The organism is Streptomyces sp. WM6386, from assembly GCF_000972385.1.
Classification (GTDB): Bacteria; Actinomycetota; Actinomycetes; order Streptomycetales; family Streptomycetaceae; genus Streptomyces.
The window spans coordinates 1-14894 of the sequence record NZ_JXTE01000116.1 but is presented as its reverse complement, the minus strand read 5'-3'; the positions used below and the strand labels follow the sequence as shown (position 1 = coordinate 14894).

Below are 14894 nucleotides of genomic sequence, written 5' to 3'. Positions count from 1 at the left end.
CCCGACCCCCACGCCGCCGGCCGAGCCGGCCCCGGCCCCCGCCGCGGCCCCCGTGCACTATCCGGTGTACAAGGCCCCGGCACCCAGGCGAGCCACCCGCGGTGGCACGTCGCCGCTCACCTTCGTCCTGCTCATCACGGTGCCCGCGCTGGTCGCCGTCGCCGCGCTGCGTCCGCGCTGATCCCTGGAGGCATCCCTTGCCGGAATGGCTTGTTCTCACCCTCGCGATGCTGGCCGCCTGTGGCGTGGTGGTCATCATCTCCGTCGTCCGCCACAAGGCGGCGGCCCAGGACGAGGACCCCAGCGAGACCCCGGACGTCATCGAGTACATGACGATGTGGATCGGCGTGGTGTACGCCATCGTCCTGGGCCTGGCCATCGCGGGCGTCTGGGAGGGGCGCAGCGCCGCCCAGGACCACGTCCAGGCGGAGGCCGTGGCCCTGCACGAGATCTCGGAGCGCGTGCGGGTCTACCCGGCCGACGCCCGTGACCGTATTCGGGACGATGTCAACGCCTATGTCGGACACGTGGTGAACACCGAGTGGAAGGCGATGGCCGACAACGGCAAGGCCACCCAGCGGGGCGCCGACCTCCTCGAGCGGATCCGCCACGACGTCACCGACTACGAGCCGGATACGGACTTCCAGGCCCAGGCCTACCAGCCGCTCGTGGACCAGGTGGCCGCGGCCGACCAGGCGCGCACCGCCCGTATCAACTCGATGGGGGCGACGATGCCGGGCGTGGTGTGGTTCGGGCTGATCGGCGGGGCCGTCGTCACCATCGGCATGGTCCTGGCCCTGCAGATCCGGCGTACGGCGCGCGAGCTGATCCTCGCCGGGATCTTCTCCGCGCTGATCGCCTTCCTGCTCTTCCTTATCTGGGACTTCGACGCGCCCTACAGCCGGGGCATCACGGCGTCGGCGGAACCGTTCCTGAACCTCTTCCCGGACGCCAAGTCCTGACGCGCCCGCACCCCGCCGGCCCCCGGGGGGCGGCCGCCACGCCGTCGCCGTCCCCCGACCGGCCCACATCTGTGCCCCATTCGCCCGACAGCGTTCGCGCACATGTGCGTACCTTCCTAGCGTTCCGATCATCGAGGTGCATTTCTGGCGCAAGCGGAAAAGGTCCGCTGCTGCTCCTCGGGGACCCGGAGGATTCACCATGCGCGCGATACGCGTAGCTTCGGCCGCTCTGCTGGGCGTCAGTGCCCTCGCCCTCGCCGCACCGGCCGCCGTCGCCCAGGGCGACAACATCACGCCGTTCGGCTTCAGCGTCCTGCCCTCGACCGTCGCGGCGGGCGGCCAGGTGACCCTGCAACTGGACCGGGACAAGGGCGGCTGCGTCGGGTCCGCGACGGTCAGCTCGGGGGTGTTCGACACGATCTCCATCCCGGGCCACCGCTCGTCCGCGACGGCGGTCGTCGACTGGGACGCCAAACCGGGCGCCACGTACAAGGTGACGTTCTCCTGCGACGGGGTCAGCGGTTCGACGCAGCTGACCATCGCCAGCGGCCGCACGAACCCCACGCCCTACCCGTACCCCGACCAGGGTGTGCACGCCGGTGAGGGCGGCACGGTCGCCGGGTTCGACCTGAAGGAGATCGGACTCGGTGCCGCGCTCATCGCGGGCTCGGTCGGGGCGGCGTACCACTTCTCGCGCCGGCGCACCGGCGAGGACGGCACCTGACCGCTCCCCCCGGGCAGGCCTTCGCCCCGGAACCCCTCCCAGGGTCCGGGGCGAAGGCCTGTGTACGTGCGCAACTGTGTCCGCAGGGGGAGATCAGATGCGCTTCTCCGAGCGGCGGCGCATCCAGAACACCCCACCGCCGATGGCGGCCGCGGCCACGAGCCCACCGCCGATGGCCATGTCGGTCGGGGTCGCCCCGTTCGAGCTGCTGCCGCCGAGACCGCCGCGGACACCGCCGATGACAGTGAAGGCGTCATCCCTGGTGAGCGGGTTCCGGCCGTTGGTGCAGTTGACCGTGATGGAGTACAGGCCCGGGTTGGCGGTCGAGCTGACGGTGGCGGTGCCCCTGGCCGGGTTGCCAGGGGCCAGGTTCACCGGAGCGGTGAACGCCGGCGAGGTGGCGGTGCCGCCGCCGGCGCAGTTGTCGACGGTGATCGTCAACTGGCCGCCGCGGGCGATGACGCTGGGAAGGGCGACGATGTTGCTCGGGCTGACGGCGCTGCCCGGACCGCCCGGCATCCCGTCGCGCGCTACGGCGGCGGGGGCGGCGAGTCCGAGGGCGGCGACCGCGGCGGCGGTGGCCGCCAGGGCACGGGTGGTACGCATGTGATCCTCCGCGGAAGACGCCCCGGGAACGGTCCCCGGTGGATCGGCGAGAAAGCGCCTCCCAGAACGACCCTCAGATGCCGTGCACGCGGGCGCATTTCGGCAATGGTCCGTCCTGGTGAGAGGACACGCCGAACGAAAAGCGCACAATCGGATATTGCCGCAGGTCACGGACCGTCAGAAAATTCCTGTCGTCGGCAACTCGGATGGCGCACCCACGGAGAGGGGGCCACCCGTTCGCTTCTGTCGCGTCGCCGGTTTTGCCCGCGCTGCTTAGCGTTCTCGTATGCGCGAATGACGGGGCGACGGTCGCGTCGAGAGGGGAATTCGAATGTCTGCGTCCGAGCTGGCCGAACTGGCCGAGGAGGAGGAGCGGCGGAAGAGGCGCGCTCCTTGGGGCGTGATAGCGCTTGTTCTGCTGACCGGCCTCGCGCTCATTCGGAACGGTTCGGGAGAGTTCGATGTGGGTCCGCCGCAGCCGGCGACCGCCGCTGCGGCGGACAGCCGCATTCCCGGCACCTTCGCCGGATCGGCGACACCACAGCCGTTCTCCGAGCCCGACCGCATGAGGATCCCGGCGATCCAGGTCGACGCGCCCGTCATGCCCGTCGGCCTGGACGCCGACGGCTGGGTGGGCGCGCCGCCACCGGAGGACCCGAACCTGGCCGGCTGGTTCACCGGCGCCGTCTCTCCCGGCGAGAAGGGCACCGCCATCCTCGTGGGCCATGTCGACAACAAACTGGGCCCCGCCGTGTTCTACGGACTCGGGGCCCTGAAGAAGGGAAATCGCGTCGAGGTGCAGCGCAAGGACGGAAAGACGGCCGTGTTCGAGATCTACGGCATCGAGGTCTTCGAGAAGAACAACTTCCCGGGCGACCGCGTCTACGGTTCCAAGGGCACACCGGAATTGCGGGTCATCACCTGCGGCGGAGGTTTCTCCAAGCAGAACGGTTACGCGGGGAATGTCGTCACCTTCGCCCGCCTGGTCGAGGTCCGCTGAGCGTCCCCGACCGGGCGGGCCGATCCGGCGCTATGCGTAATGCCGTCTCGGGACGGTGATGTGATAGCCGGAGTCCAGGAGTTGCGGCAGATAGTCGCGCAGCGCCCGGACACTCTGGGAGCGGTCGCCCCCGGCGTCGTGCGAGAGCACCACGACACCGGGGGCGGCGCCGTTCTCGACCCGGCCGACGATGGTGCGGGCGGCGGGGGCGGTCCAGTCGAGGGTGTCCACGGTCCAGGCGAGGGGTTCCATGCCGAGTTCCGCGCCGAGTTGGAAGGCGGCACGGTTCCAGGCGCCGTAGGGCGCGCGGAACCACTGGGGGCGTTCGCCGTACGCCTCCTCGATGACGTCGCAGGTGCGTTCCATCTCGGAGCGGATGCGACCCCGGCTCAGTCGGGTGAGCAGGGGGTGCGACCAGGTGTGGTTGCCGACGACATGGCCCTCGTCGGACATCCGGGTCAGCAGGTCCTTGTTGTCGACCGCCATCTCGCCGCACACGAAGAACATCGCGCGGACGTCGTACTGCGCCAGGGTGTCCAGGATGTCGGGGGTGTAGCGGGGATCGGGCCCGTCGTCGAAGGTCAGCACCATGGTGCGGCCGCGCCCGGACACCTTTAGCAGCGGCTCGTGGCGCACCAGGGTGCGGCGGGGGGCGGCGCGCGGTGGGCCGTAGCCGGTCAGCGGCTGGAGGCGGTAGGCGGACGGCTTGAGCGGGCGGCGCGCCGGGGGGCCCGCGGCGGGGAGCACGGGCCGCTTCGGGGCGTCGCCGGTGCCGGCCGCGAACAGTCCGGCCGTGCCGGCCGCACCGACAGCGGCGGCGCCGCCGAGCAGGGCCCGGCGGCGCGAGAGCAGCCGTGTGAGGAACTGATCCTTCGTCATGACTCATCAGTCGCCCCCACCACGGCCGACGCACCAGGACTACACCGGTGCGGCGGCAGGAAAACACCCGCCCGGCCTATGACGGGCCGTCAGCGGCGGCGCACCAGCGGGAACGGCAGTGTCTCCCGGATCGTCAGGCCGGTGAGGAACATGACGAGCCGGTCGACGCCGATGCCGAGCCCTCCGGTGGGCGGCATCGCGTACTCGAGGGCGTCGAGGAAGTCCTCGTCGAGCTCCATCGCCTCGGGGTCTCCCCCGGCGGCGAGCAGGGACTGGGCGGTGAGGCGGCGGCGCTGCTCGACGGGGTCGGTGAGCTCGGAGTAGGCGGTGCCGAGTTCGGTGCCGAAGGCGACGAGGTCCCAGCGCTCGGCGAGCCTCGGGTCCCCCCGGTGCTGGCGGGTGAGCGGGGAGACGTCGGTCGGGAAGTCCTTGTAGAAGGTGGGCAGCTGGGTCTTCTCCTCGACGAGCCGCTCGTACATCTCCAGGACGATGTCGCCGCGGCCGTCGTCGCCGGTGTACGGCACGCCCACGCGGTCGCAGTGCCGGTGCAGCCGCAGGAGTTCCGTGTCGGCGTCGATCTCCTCCCCGAGCGCCTCGGAGAGGGCGCCGTACACCGTCTTGACCGGCCAGTCACCGGAGATGTCGTACTCGGTGCCGTCCTTGCGGGCGATGGGCGAGCCGAAGGCTGCGGTGGCGGCGCCCTGGATGAGTTCGCGGGTGAGGTCGAGCATGACGTCGTAGTCGGCGAAGGCCTGGTAGGCCTCCAGCATGGTGAATTCGGGGTTGTGTTTGTAGGAGACGCCCTCGTTGCGGAAGGTGCGGCCCATCTCGAAGACCTTCTCCAGGCCGCCGACGCACAGCCGTTTCAGGTACAGCTCGGGGGCGATGCGCAGATACAGGTCGAGGTCGTAGGCGTTGATGTGGGTGGTGAAGGGGCGGGCGTTGGCGCCGCCGTGGATCTGCTGGAGCATCGGGGTCTCGACCTCGAGGTAGCCGCGGCTCAACAGTCCCTGGCGCAGGGCCTGTACGGCGGTGGAGCGGGCGCGGACGACGTCGCGGGCAGCCGGGCTGGAGACGAGGTCGAGATAGCGCATGCGGACCTTGGCCTCGGGGTCGGTCAGGCCGCGGCGTTTGTCGGGGAGCGGGCGCAGGCACTTGCCGGTGAGCTGCCAGGAGGTGACGAAGACGGTGGGTTCGCCCTTGTCGCTGGCGCCGGCCGTGCCCGTCGCGGTGATGTGGTCGCCGATGTCGATGCCGGTGCGGAAGCCGTCGAGCCCGCCGCGGTCCCGGGTCAGGGCGAGTTGGTGGTCGCCGGACCAGTCCCGCAGGGTGACGAAGACGATGCCGCCGAGATCCCGTACCCGCATGACCCGGCCCGCGACGGTGACCTGTTCGCCCTCGCGGACCTCGGCGAGCGTGTGGGTGCGTTGCGGGATGCCGACGGGGTAGGGGTCGATGCCCTCGGCGCGCAGCCGGTCCAGCTTCCGGTGCCGGATGCGGGCCTGTTCGGGCAGGCCCGCATCCGGGCCGGCTGTCCCGGCCTCGTCCCCTCCGTCGAGGCCGAGCGCCGACAGCGACGGCAGACCCTCGGTGGTGGCCGGCCGCGGCCCGGCCTTCGGGTGCCCCTTTCCCCAGAGTTTGCGCAGGGACGGTACGGAGACGAAGCCCTCGGCGATTCCGGAGGCGAGGCCGATGCGGGCGAGGGCGCCGGTCTCGCCGTAGCAGATGAAGCGCGGGTACCACTCGGGGTGGTACTTGGCGTTGGAGCGGTAGAGGGCTTCCAGTTGCCACCACTTGGAGAAGAACAGCAGCAGTCGGCGCCAGAGGCGGAGCACCGGCCCGGCGCCGATGCGGGCGCCCTCCTCGAAGACCGAGCGGAAGACGGCGAAGTTGAGGGAGATCCGGCGGACGCCCGACTTGGGCGCCACCGCGCACAGTTCGGCGACCATGAACTCCATGACGCCGTTGGGTGCGCTGCGGTCACGGCGCATCAGGTCCAGGGAGACGCCGTCGGTGCCCCAGGGCACGAAGGACAGCACGGCGAGCAGCTTGCCGTCCTCGCCGAGGGCTTCCACGAGGAGACAGTCGCCGTCGGCGGGGTCGCCGAGGCGGTCCAGGGCCATGGAGAAGCCGCGTTCGGTCTCGGTGTCGCGCCAGGCGTCGGCCTTGTCGACGACCTCCTCCATCTCCGCGTCGGTGAGGGCGGCGTGGCGGCGGATGCGGCAGTGGGCGCCGGTGCGGCGGACCCGGTTCACGGCCTGCCGGGTGACCCGCATGTCGCGGCCGCCCAGGTCGAAGTCGGCCACGTTCAGGATCGCCTCGTCGCCGAGTTGGAGTGCGCCGAGTCCGGCGCGGGCGTAGGCCTTGGCGCCGTCCTCGGAGGCGCCCATCGCGGCGGGCGCCCAGGCGTGCAGGCGGGCCGCGTCGAGCCAGGCGGCGATGGCGTGCGGCCAGGCCTCGCGGTCGCCGACGGGGTCGCCGCTGGCGAGACAGACGCCGGCCTCGACGCGGTAGGTGACGGCGGCCTTGCCGCTGGGCGAGAAGACGACGGCCTTGTCGCGCCGGGTGGCGAAGTAGCCGAGGGAGTCCTTCTCGCCGTAGGCCTTCAGCAGCGCCCTGATACGGGCTTCCTCGTCGCCGTGCAGGGACGCCTCCATGCGCTGGGAGCGGAAGAGGGTGGCGGCGGCGTTGAGGAGGGCCAGGGCGCCGAACAGGCCGAGGAGGAAGAACAGGGCGCGGGGCGGTTCGCCGTCGAAGGAGCGGCCGGAGACCAGGCCGCCGCAGACCCGGTTGGCGGCCCACAGCAGGCGCTGGCCGCGCGGCAGCGTGCCGGAGAAGAGCTCGACCAGGCCCCAGCCGGCCAGGATGCCCAGGACCAGGCCGGCCAGCAGGACCAGGACGGCCTGTCGGACGGCGGCGCGGCGGGAGGCGCCGTAGAACTCCTTGCGGGCGACGACGAGCAGGGCCAGGGCGAGCCCGCAGACGACGAGGGACGGGATGGAGTCGGCGTACAGGCCGACGGCGACGCCCAGGGCGTCGACGAGGACGAGCAGGCCCAGGTAGACGACGACCAGCCACCAGGCGACCTTCTTGCGGGCGGCGGTGGCGCCGGCGAGCAGGAAGAGGAAGACGGCGTAGGCGAGGTTGGCGCTGACCGGGACGATCAGCAGGTCGAGGAGGCGGACGACGGGGCGCAGGACTCTGCGCAGCGGCGGGATGAAGGCGAGCAGCAGGCACAGCAGTCCGAGGGCGCCGAAGAAGCCCGCGAAGGCTTCCGGCACCCTGCTGAGGAGGCCGCTGCCGGGCCGTCCCGTCGGGCCCGTGGTGTCCTTCGCCGGTACGGCCTCGACGGTGGCACTCATGTTCCGACTGTAGGAACAGCCGGGCCGTATCGCCCGTCGGGAGGCCCCGCTCGGCGGCGGGAGCCGGGGATTCCGATAGCCTCCAGCCGTGACGGAACAGCACTCCCACCAGTTCGAGCGGGGCACGGACGGGCCGAAGGTCATCGTGGTCGGAGTGGACGGCTCCGACTCCTCCTTCCGGGCGGCGGCATATGCCGGCGGCCTGGCCCGCCGCCAGCACGCTCTCCTCGCGGTCGTGTACGTGCAGCCGGTGATGACGGCGGGCGCGGCGCTCGGGGCGCCGGTCGCGGAGACGACCGACGAGATCGCCGAGGATCTGATCACCCAGATCCGGGAGGCGACCGAGCGCACCAAGGGGATATTCGATGTGCGGTGGGAGTTCCACACGTTCCGCGGGGACCCCTACAGCGGCCTGGTGCGGGCCGCGGATGAACTCAAGGCGGACGCCGTGGTGGTGGGCGCCTCCGAACAGGCCGGCCACCGGATCGTAGGATCGGTCGCGGTGCGGCTGGTGAAAGCCGGGCGGTGGCCGGTGACGGTGGTTCCCTAGGCCCGGTCAGAGGGCGCGCAGGAAATCCAGCAGGATCTGGTTGAACTCCTCGGGCTTCTCCAGGTTCGGGTAGTGGCCGACGCCGTCGATGGTCACGGCGCGGCCGTCCCGGACGGCGCCGGCGAGTCGTTCGGCCGCGTCGGTCATGCCGGGGGCTTCCAGCGTGCCGTTGACGGCGAGCAAGGGGACGTCGACGCGGTCCGGACGGGGCCAGGAGTCGGTCACGCGCACGAGCCAGTCCTTCTCGCCGGGCGTGTGCTTGGAAAGAGTGTGCAGGCCCATCTCCTGCAGCCGCTGCGTGATCGCGGGATCCATGTCGTCGAGCGACCGGTGCTCGCCGGGCAGGACCCGCAGGAAGGCGGCGAGCCAGCCCTGGATGTCACCGGCGCCGAGCGTGCGCGCGTATTCGGCCTGGATCTCGCGGGTCCACGGGTCGGTGTACTGGAAGTCGCCGGTCGCGGCGCCGCAGGTGACCACGGCACGGACGAGTTCGGGGTGCTCCAGCATCGTGTCGGTGACGACCACTCCGCCCATCGACAGACCGACGAGGACCGCGGGCCCCGCGTCGAGGTGGCGCAGCAGGTCGGCGAGGTCGTCGGCCCAGCGGAACGGCTGCGTCGCGTTGGCCGAGAAACCGTGCCCCCGCACGTCCGGCGCGATCACCCGGTACTCGGCGGCGAGCGCCGGTATCTGGTCCGACCAGAAGCGGTGGTCCGCGAACCCGGCGTGGACGAGGACCACGAGATCGCCGGAGCCCGCGTCGAGATAGGCGAGATCGCCGTCGGTGGACGGGAAGAAGCTGAGTTCCGAAGCAACTGTCATGACAACCAAGGTGTCACCTCCAAGGGACTTTGACAACCTGGTTGTCATGATGAGCTCGGTGCATGATGGCCGGGTGAACGACATCGACCAACCACTGCCCCCCGACGAACTCGGCCACCGGGTCGGCGAGGTGTTCGACCTGATCGGCGCGCTCTACCGGCGCGGTCTGCGCAAGCTGGAGCAGGGGGAGGAGATCGAGGGGGCGTCCGTCGGCGTGCGCTCCGTGCTCGTCCTGCTGCACCGGCACGGCGCCATGACGGTGCCTCAGATGGCCCGGATCATGGCGCTGACCCGGCAGTTCGTCCAGCGCATGACCAACGACGCGACGGACCGGGGCTGGGTGGAGGCCACCCCCAACCCCGCCCATCAGCGGTCCTCGCTGATCCGGCTCACCGACGAGGGCGAGGCGGTCATCACCGCGATCCTCGCCCGTGAGCACGCCCTGAACCGGCAGGTCGGCGGCGGCGAGCTGACGGAGGCCGAACTCCGGGCGTGCACCCGCGTGCTGAAGGAGATGCTGCGCACCTTCGACCACGTGGACGTGGACTGACCTCCGGCGCCCCCTCCTCCCCTACTGCCCCATCGTCAGACCGTCCTTCGCCGCGCCCCGGCTCAGCACCACTTCCCGGATGCGGTCGCGCACGCCGGTCAGCTCGGCGCCCGCCGCGATCACCTCGTTGAGATTCAGCACCCGACCGGCGTCGACGTCGAACAGCTGCGGGATGAACTCGGCCTTCTTCACCTCCCAGCGGCCACCCGGCTTCAGCGGCGCGACGAAGCTGAAGCGGCCGAGGGTGGACTGGTTGCCGCGCGGATCCTGCGCGCCCTCGTGGTTGAACATCTCGCCGGCGACCTGGTCGCCCATGCCGTAGACCACCCAGGTGCCGTTCACTTTCTCGTACGCCTGCGGGACATGGGCGTGGGTGCCGAGGATCAGGTCGATGTCGGGGCGGCCGTTCGTGCGGGCGGCGGTGAGGGAGCGCGCCAGCGTGAGCTGCCGGTCGTCGGGGGCGTCCTGCCATTCGGTGCCCCAGTGCACGGACACCACGACCACGTCGGCGCCCGCCGCCCGGGTCGCGCGGGCGTCCGCGAGGATCTTCCCCTCATCGATGAGGTTGACGGCCCAGGGCTGCCCCGGCGGCAGGGGGTAGCCGTTGGTGTCGTAGGTGTACGCGAGGTGGGCGACCTTCGCGGCGCCCGCGCGCAGGACCGTGACGGTGCGCGCCTCGGCCTCGGTGCGTGCACTGCCGGCGTGCCGGACGCCCTGGCGGTCGAGGGCGTCGAGGGTGCGGCTGATGCCTAGGGCGCCGTCGTCGAGGCTGTGGTTGGAGGCGGTGGAGCAGCCGTCGTAGCCGGTGGCGGCGAGGCCCTCGGCGACTTCGGGCGGGGATTTGAAGGCGGGATATCCGGTGTAGTCGCCGTCGGCGCCGTAGACGGTCTCCATGTGACACAGCGCCAGATCGGCGCGGGAGACCACCGGTTCGACGCCGGACAGCATCGGGCGGAAGTCGTAGCCGGTACCGCCCGCGTCGAAGCGGGCGCGGTCGATGATGGAGCTGTGCGGGAGGACATCGCCGGAGGCGATGAGTGTGAAGCCGCGGGACCCGTCGGCGGACGGGGCCGGATGGCCGGGGCGTTCGGGAGGTTCGTGGTCCTGGGCCTGGCAGGCGGCGCCCGCGGCCAGGAGGGCCGTGAGGGCCAGGGCGACCTGTCGTCTGCGTGCAATCATCAGCTGCTCACCCCACTGTGATCATATTTACGCACAAATACGTACGAAGATGAGCACGGCCGCAAACTGCCCGGGCACGTTCATTCGCCCTATGGGCGATGTGGAGGGAACCGTTCGTCGTACCGTTCGTCGACGCGATCGACCGTCCGCCGCAGATCCGGGTACGTGCCCTGTCCCTCACCCGCACGCTGCGATGCCATACGGCCATGACGGCCGGAACCACGCTCACGAACGGGACGACCGCCGAGCACGAGCTCGCCGCACTGCAGCGGGAGCACGGCCGGCCTCTCTTCGCGCTACTGCTCCGGCTGTGCGACGGAGACCGGCAGCGCGCCGAGGACCTCGTCCAGGAGACCCTCGTACGGGCCTGGCAGCATCCCGAGGCGCTGCGGGCCGACGACTTCGAATCCGTACGGCCCTGGCTGCTGACCGTGGGACGGCGGCTGGCCATCGACGCTCGGCGGGCCCGGCAGGCGCGTCCACCGGAGGTCGGGGACGCGGTCCTGGAGAACGCGCGGGTCTGCGCCGATCACGCCGAGCGGGCGGCAGCGACCCTCGATGTGCGCGAGGCTGTGAAGACACTCACTCCGGAGCACCGTGAAGTCCTGGTGCTGGTGTATTTCCAGGGGGCGAGTGTGGCGGAGGCCGCGGCAGCGCTCGGGATTCCGCCCGGTACCGTGAAGTCCCGCGCGTACTACGCGCTGCGTGCCCTGCGCCGGGTCCTTCCCGGATACGCGGCCGACCTGCGCTGAAACCCATGTTGCGGCAAAGCCTTCGCAAAGCGCCTTGCTGAGGACCATGGTTGAGTAATCGGCTGTCTTCATCCGTGTTTCCGGATGGGGTCCTGGCGCTGGATTTCCGCCGTCCGCCCGTGGGGCGGGCGGAAATCCAGCGCCAGGGCCCCAGGCCCGGCAACGGGCGACGCGCACGCACCGGAGGAAGGCAGGAAGGGATGCTGCACAGAGGTCAAGAGAGCACGGACGGCGCCGGTGGCGGTGAACTCACCGTCCCCATGGCCTGGTTGTACGCCGAGTACATCGCCGACGAGTTGCTGCGGACCGGCGATCTGATGCCGCCGACGTCCTTCGAGTTCCGCGCCGGGCGCGACGCCCTGGCGCTGACCATCTTCCTGTCCGACACCGACGGGGAGTTGTCCGGCATCCGGGTCGTCTCCCAGCTGGAGACCTGGCTGTCGCTGACGGCGTACGACCAGCCGTGGCAGGACTGGGTGCGCGAGCGGATGGCGGGGCTCGCGGCCGAGGCGATCCGATCCGGGGCTCCCGCACCCGACTTGGACCTGGCCGAGGCGGCCTGGCAATGGTTGGAGGAGACCGAACTCCTCGCCCCGGACCTCAACGCGGTGCCCGGTGGCGGTTCGGGCATCGGCGACGACGAGGGGCCGCAGGTGTGGACGAAGGCCTGGCAGCTCGGGCTGCCGCTCGGTCATCTCGCCATCCATCTGTTCTAAGCCATGCACAGCCTCGGGGTTCCGGCCGTGCACGGTCTCGGAGGGGACGGTCCCGGACTTTTTTCGAACGGGACCAATCCTCGTGTTTGGCCGCTCCGAATCCAATGGTTGCGATTCTGTGCGGGGCTTGAGTGATTCGACGGTCCTCTGCGTACGGGTGGGAGCAAGGAGTAACCCCACCCACACCCAACGGCACGAGGATTCCGCATGAGGTCCCAGGAGAGGCATCGCGACGTCGCCGCGTACGCGCTCGGCGTGCTGGACGAGGCGGACGCCTTCCGCTTCGAGGATCACCTCATGGAGTGCCCTCGGTGCGCGGCGCACGTCACCGAATTCGGCCCCATAACCCGTCAGCTGATGCTGTACCGGCGCTCCACCCCGCAGTTCGTGAGTCCGCTGGCCAAGCCCGGCCCCCGGATGCTGGACCGGCTGCTCTCCGAGGTGGGGGCGCGCCATCGGTCCGGACGCAGGCGGTTCCTGTGCGCCGTGGCGGCGACCGTCGCGTTCGCGGTGGCCGGACCCGGGATCGTGGTCGTCGCCGGCGGCGGGGACAAGGCCCAGCGGATCGAGGCGACCGACGCACGGTCCGGGGTATGGGCCCAGGTCACGGCCGCGGACGAGACCGCCGGCACCCAGGTGGAGCTGAAGGTGAAGGACGGGGCGGGCCCCCGCACCTGTCTCCTGGTGATCGTCGGCCACGACGGCACCGAGGAGACGGTCACCACCTGGAGCGTCCCGCGCCACGACGCCCGTGAGCTGATCATGAACGGCGCCTCGTCCTACCACCCCGACCAGATCGCCCGGTACGAGGTCCGCACCACCGACGGCGAGCACCTGGTGACACTCAACTCCGGCTGAGGGCGAACGCGGAGCACGGTCCCGGCGTCTCAGGAGCGACAACCGTTCGGTCCTGGGGGAACACATGCGTACACGCGTCGCACGAACTGCCGGTCTATTGGTTCCGTTCGCGCTGCTCCTCGCCGGCTGCGGCAGCGAACACGGCTCACGCGCCCAGAGCGACGAGTCCAGGTCCCGGGCCCAGAAGGTGGCCGAGGCCTGGGACGGTTCACGGGCGGCCGAGGTGTGGCGCAAGGGGTACTACCCGATGGCGGACGTGGTCCAGCTGCCCGACAACGCCTTCCGCAACAGCGCCGACAAGCTGGCCTACGGGGCACAGAACTTCGTCCTCGACGGCGAACTGCCCACCACCTCGCCCGAGAAGGGCGAGGTCGAGTGGCGCAGCGGCGGTTCGCTCACCTTGCCCCTCATGGACGCACGGCAGGCATACGACAGTGTGGCCCGCGGCAGTGACGACGGACCGCATCTGACCGTGACCGAGGCGAAGTTGGGAACGACGACCCTGGTCACCAGCCGGGGTCCGGCCACCGTCCCGGCCTGGCTGTTCACGCTGAAGGGGTACGACACCCCGCTCAAGCGCGTCGCGATCGAGCCCTCGGAGCTTCCCAAGTCCCCGATCGGACCCGCCCGGGAGAGCCCCACGGACTCGCAGATGCCGCTGGAACAGTTCATCAAGGCCAGCGCGGACGGCCGGTCCGTCACCGTCCTCGCGGGCCATGGGGCCTGCGACGACGGACCCGCCGTGCGCGCCCTGGAGACCGACGCCAGCGTGGTGCTGTCCGCGGCGGTCGTCGGAACGAAGGACGGTCCGTGCACCTCCAACCTGCTCATGGAGAACGTGACCGTGAAGCTGGACCGGAAGCTCGGCGAGCGGGTCCTCCTCGACGCGTTCACGGGCGCGCCGGTGGCCTATGGGCGCCAGACCGAACACGGCTGACGCGCTACTTGAGAAGCCTCGACATTCTGCGGTCCGCCAGGGGCTTTCCGCCCGTCTGGCAGGTCGGGCAGTACTGCAGGGAGGAGTCGCTGAAGGAGACCTCGCGGACGGTGTCGCCGCACACGGGACAGGGTTCGCCGGTGCGGCCGTGGACACGCAGACCGCTCTTCTTCTCGGCCTTCAGCCGCCCGGCCGCCACACCGCGGGAGCGTTCGACCGCCTCTGTCAGGGTGCCTCTCAAGGCCTCGTACAGACGTCCCGTCTCCTCCGGGGTGAGGGAGGCGGCCAGTTTGAAGGGGGACATCTTCGCCGCGTGGAGGATCTCGTCGCTGTAGGCGTTGCCGACTCCGGCGATCAGGCTCTGGTCGCGCAGGGCGCCCTTGAGCCGGCGGCGTTCGTCCTTCAGCAGGTCCGCGAAGCGCCGCTCGTCGAAGCCGGCCGCGAGCGGGTCGGGGCCGAGCCGGGCGACGCCCGGGACGTCCTGGGGGTCCTGGACGACGTACACGGCGAGGCGTTTCTGGGTGCCGGCCTCGGTCAGGTCGAAGCCGGCGCCCGTCTCCAGCGCCACCCGCAGGGCGAGGGGGCCCTTGCCGGGGCGGGGCGGGCCGTCGGGGAGCCGGTCCCTCCAGTGCAGCCAGCCGGCGCGGGCCAGGTGGGTCACGAAGTGCGGGCCGCCGTCGGTGACGAGGTCCAGGAACTTGCCGTGCCGGTGCACCGCGGTGACCTCGTGGCCCTCAACGGCGGTGAGCGGAGGGTCGTACGTCTTCAGGACGCTGATCGCCACGGGCAGCACCCGCACGATCTCGTGGCCGACCAGGTTCTCGGTCAGGAAGTCCTTGAGCGCTTCGACCTCGGGGAGTTCCGGCATACGTCCAGAGTGCCACCGGAGGCCGGAGTGCTCAGCTCCGTTCCCGCACCACGAACTCGCACCACACGCACTTGCCGCCGCCCCGCGCCTCCACGCCCCACACGTCGGTGAGCAGGTCGACCAGGAGCA

At 70.9% G+C, this 14894-nt stretch carries 15 protein-coding genes and 1 pseudogene; 10 read left to right on the top strand and 6 right to left on the bottom strand.

Annotated elements, in window-relative coordinates:
- From TN53_RS39000 to TN53_RS38990, 3 genes and pseudogenes are all read left to right on the top strand, one after another.
- Window positions 1-181: pseudogene (locus tag TN53_RS39000) on the top strand (hypothetical protein); the annotation flags it as partial.
- Between the two features lie 16 nt (window positions 182-197).
- Window positions 198-962: a DUF4239 domain-containing protein gene (locus TN53_RS38995; protein ID WP_095046968.1), complete on the top strand. Its 765-nt coding sequence runs from the start codon at window positions 198-200 to the stop codon at window positions 960-962.
- A gap of 199 nt (window positions 963-1161) precedes the next feature.
- Window positions 1162-1686, top strand: a complete 525-nt coding sequence (locus tag TN53_RS38990; RefSeq protein WP_046263584.1) for a hypothetical protein — start codon at window positions 1162-1164, stop codon at window positions 1684-1686.
- Window positions 1687-1779: 93 nt separating this feature from the next.
- On the opposite strand, the gene TN53_RS38985 is transcribed toward TN53_RS38990, so the two are convergent.
- Window positions 1780-2292, bottom strand: coding sequence for a hypothetical protein (locus TN53_RS38985; protein WP_046263583.1), 513 nt, complete (start codon window positions 2290-2292; stop codon window positions 1780-1782).
- Between the two features lie 331 nt (window positions 2293-2623).
- Here TN53_RS38985 and TN53_RS38980 point away from each other — a divergent pair, with 331 nt between their 5' ends.
- Entirely contained in the window at window positions 2624-3292 is a 669-nt protein-coding gene (locus tag TN53_RS38980) for a class F sortase (RefSeq protein ID WP_046263582.1), read from the top strand.
- Window positions 3293-3322: 30 nt separating this feature from the next.
- On the opposite strand, the gene TN53_RS38975 is transcribed toward TN53_RS38980, so the two are convergent.
- Complete coding sequence (locus TN53_RS38975) at window positions 3323-4171, bottom strand: polysaccharide deacetylase family protein (protein WP_046263581.1); 849 nt, start codon at window positions 4169-4171, stop codon at window positions 3323-3325.
- Between the two features lie 89 nt (window positions 4172-4260).
- Window positions 4261-7533 carry a bifunctional lysylphosphatidylglycerol synthetase/lysine--tRNA ligase LysX gene (gene lysX / locus TN53_RS38970; RefSeq protein ID WP_046263580.1) on the bottom strand — a complete coding sequence of 1091 codons (3273 nt, stop codon included), beginning with the start codon at window positions 7531-7533 and terminating at the stop codon, window positions 4261-4263.
- 88 nt (window positions 7534-7621) lie between these two features.
- Here lysX and TN53_RS38965 point away from each other — a divergent pair, with 88 nt between their 5' ends.
- The gene (locus TN53_RS38965; RefSeq protein ID WP_046263579.1) at window positions 7622-8083 is read left to right on the top strand and encodes a universal stress protein; all 462 of its coding nucleotides are present in this window, start codon (window positions 7622-7624) and stop codon (window positions 8081-8083) included.
- Between the two features lie 6 nt (window positions 8084-8089).
- Here the strand turns inward: TN53_RS38965 and TN53_RS38960 are convergent, their stop codons facing one another.
- Entirely contained in the window at window positions 8090-8905 is an 816-nt protein-coding gene (locus TN53_RS38960; protein ID WP_046263578.1) for an alpha/beta fold hydrolase, read from the bottom strand.
- A gap of 73 nt (window positions 8906-8978) precedes the next feature.
- Here TN53_RS38960 and TN53_RS38955 point away from each other — a divergent pair, with 73 nt between their 5' ends.
- A complete protein-coding gene (locus TN53_RS38955) occupies window positions 8979-9455 on the top strand; it encodes a MarR family winged helix-turn-helix transcriptional regulator (protein ID WP_046263577.1) in 477 nt (158 codons plus the stop codon).
- A 21-nt stretch (window positions 9456-9476) separates the two neighbouring features.
- Here the strand turns inward: TN53_RS38955 and TN53_RS38950 are convergent, their stop codons facing one another.
- Window positions 9477-10634 (bottom strand): CapA family protein, encoded by a 1158-nt coding sequence (locus TN53_RS38950; protein WP_046263576.1) that lies wholly within the window; start codon window positions 10632-10634, stop codon window positions 9477-9479.
- 206 nt (window positions 10635-10840) lie between these two features.
- Here TN53_RS38950 and TN53_RS38945 point away from each other — a divergent pair, with 206 nt between their 5' ends.
- From TN53_RS38945 to TN53_RS38930, 4 genes are all read left to right on the top strand, one after another.
- Complete coding sequence (locus tag TN53_RS38945) at window positions 10841-11386, top strand: sigma-70 family RNA polymerase sigma factor (RefSeq protein ID WP_046263586.1); 546 nt, start codon at window positions 10841-10843, stop codon at window positions 11384-11386.
- Window positions 11387-11586: 200 nt separating this feature from the next.
- Window positions 11587-12102 (top strand): hypothetical protein, encoded by a 516-nt coding sequence (locus TN53_RS38940; RefSeq protein ID WP_046263575.1) that lies wholly within the window; start codon window positions 11587-11589, stop codon window positions 12100-12102.
- 207 nt (window positions 12103-12309) lie between these two features.
- Window positions 12310-12960 (top strand): anti-sigma factor family protein, encoded by a 651-nt coding sequence (locus tag TN53_RS38935; protein WP_046263574.1) that lies wholly within the window; start codon window positions 12310-12312, stop codon window positions 12958-12960.
- Window positions 12961-13024: 64 nt separating this feature from the next.
- The gene (locus TN53_RS38930; protein ID WP_046263573.1) at window positions 13025-13897 is read left to right on the top strand and encodes a hypothetical protein; all 873 of its coding nucleotides are present in this window, start codon (window positions 13025-13027) and stop codon (window positions 13895-13897) included.
- A 4-nt stretch (window positions 13898-13901) separates the two neighbouring features.
- Here the strand turns inward: TN53_RS38930 and TN53_RS38925 are convergent, their stop codons facing one another.
- A complete protein-coding gene (locus TN53_RS38925) occupies window positions 13902-14765 on the bottom strand; it encodes an Fpg/Nei family DNA glycosylase (RefSeq protein ID WP_046263572.1) in 864 nt (287 codons plus the stop codon).
- Window positions 14766-14894: the final 129 nt, after the last annotated feature.

Coding starts and splice junctions, on each gene's coding strand:
- TN53_RS38960 (WP_046263578.1), bottom strand. CDS start 8,905: ATGACAGTTGCTTCGGAACTCAGCTTCTTCCCGTCCACCGACGGCGAT.
- TN53_RS38925 (WP_046263572.1), bottom strand. CDS start 14,765: ATGCCGGAACTCCCCGAGGTCGAAGCGCTCAAGGACTTCCTGACCGAG.
- TN53_RS38975 (WP_046263581.1), bottom strand. CDS start 4,171: ATGACGAAGGATCAGTTCCTCACACGGCTGCTCTCGCGCCGCCGGGCC.
- TN53_RS38985 (WP_046263583.1), bottom strand. CDS start 2,292: ATGCGTACCACCCGTGCCCTGGCGGCCACCGCCGCCGCGGTCGCCGCC.
- TN53_RS38990 (WP_046263584.1), top strand. CDS start 1,162: ATGCGCGCGATACGCGTAGCTTCGGCCGCTCTGCTGGGCGTCAGTGCC.
- lysX (WP_046263580.1), bottom strand. CDS start 7,533: ATGAGTGCCACCGTCGAGGCCGTACCGGCGAAGGACACCACGGGCCCG.
- TN53_RS38930 (WP_046263573.1), top strand. CDS start 13,025: ATGCGTACACGCGTCGCACGAACTGCCGGTCTATTGGTTCCGTTCGCG.
- TN53_RS38940 (WP_046263575.1), top strand. CDS start 11,587: ATGCTGCACAGAGGTCAAGAGAGCACGGACGGCGCCGGTGGCGGTGAA.
- TN53_RS38945 (WP_046263586.1), top strand. CDS start 10,841: ATGACGGCCGGAACCACGCTCACGAACGGGACGACCGCCGAGCACGAG.
- TN53_RS38980 (WP_046263582.1), top strand. CDS start 2,624: ATGTCTGCGTCCGAGCTGGCCGAACTGGCCGAGGAGGAGGAGCGGCGG.
- TN53_RS38950 (WP_046263576.1), bottom strand. CDS start 10,634: ATGATTGCACGCAGACGACAGGTCGCCCTGGCCCTCACGGCCCTCCTG.
- TN53_RS38935 (WP_046263574.1), top strand. CDS start 12,310: ATGAGGTCCCAGGAGAGGCATCGCGACGTCGCCGCGTACGCGCTCGGC.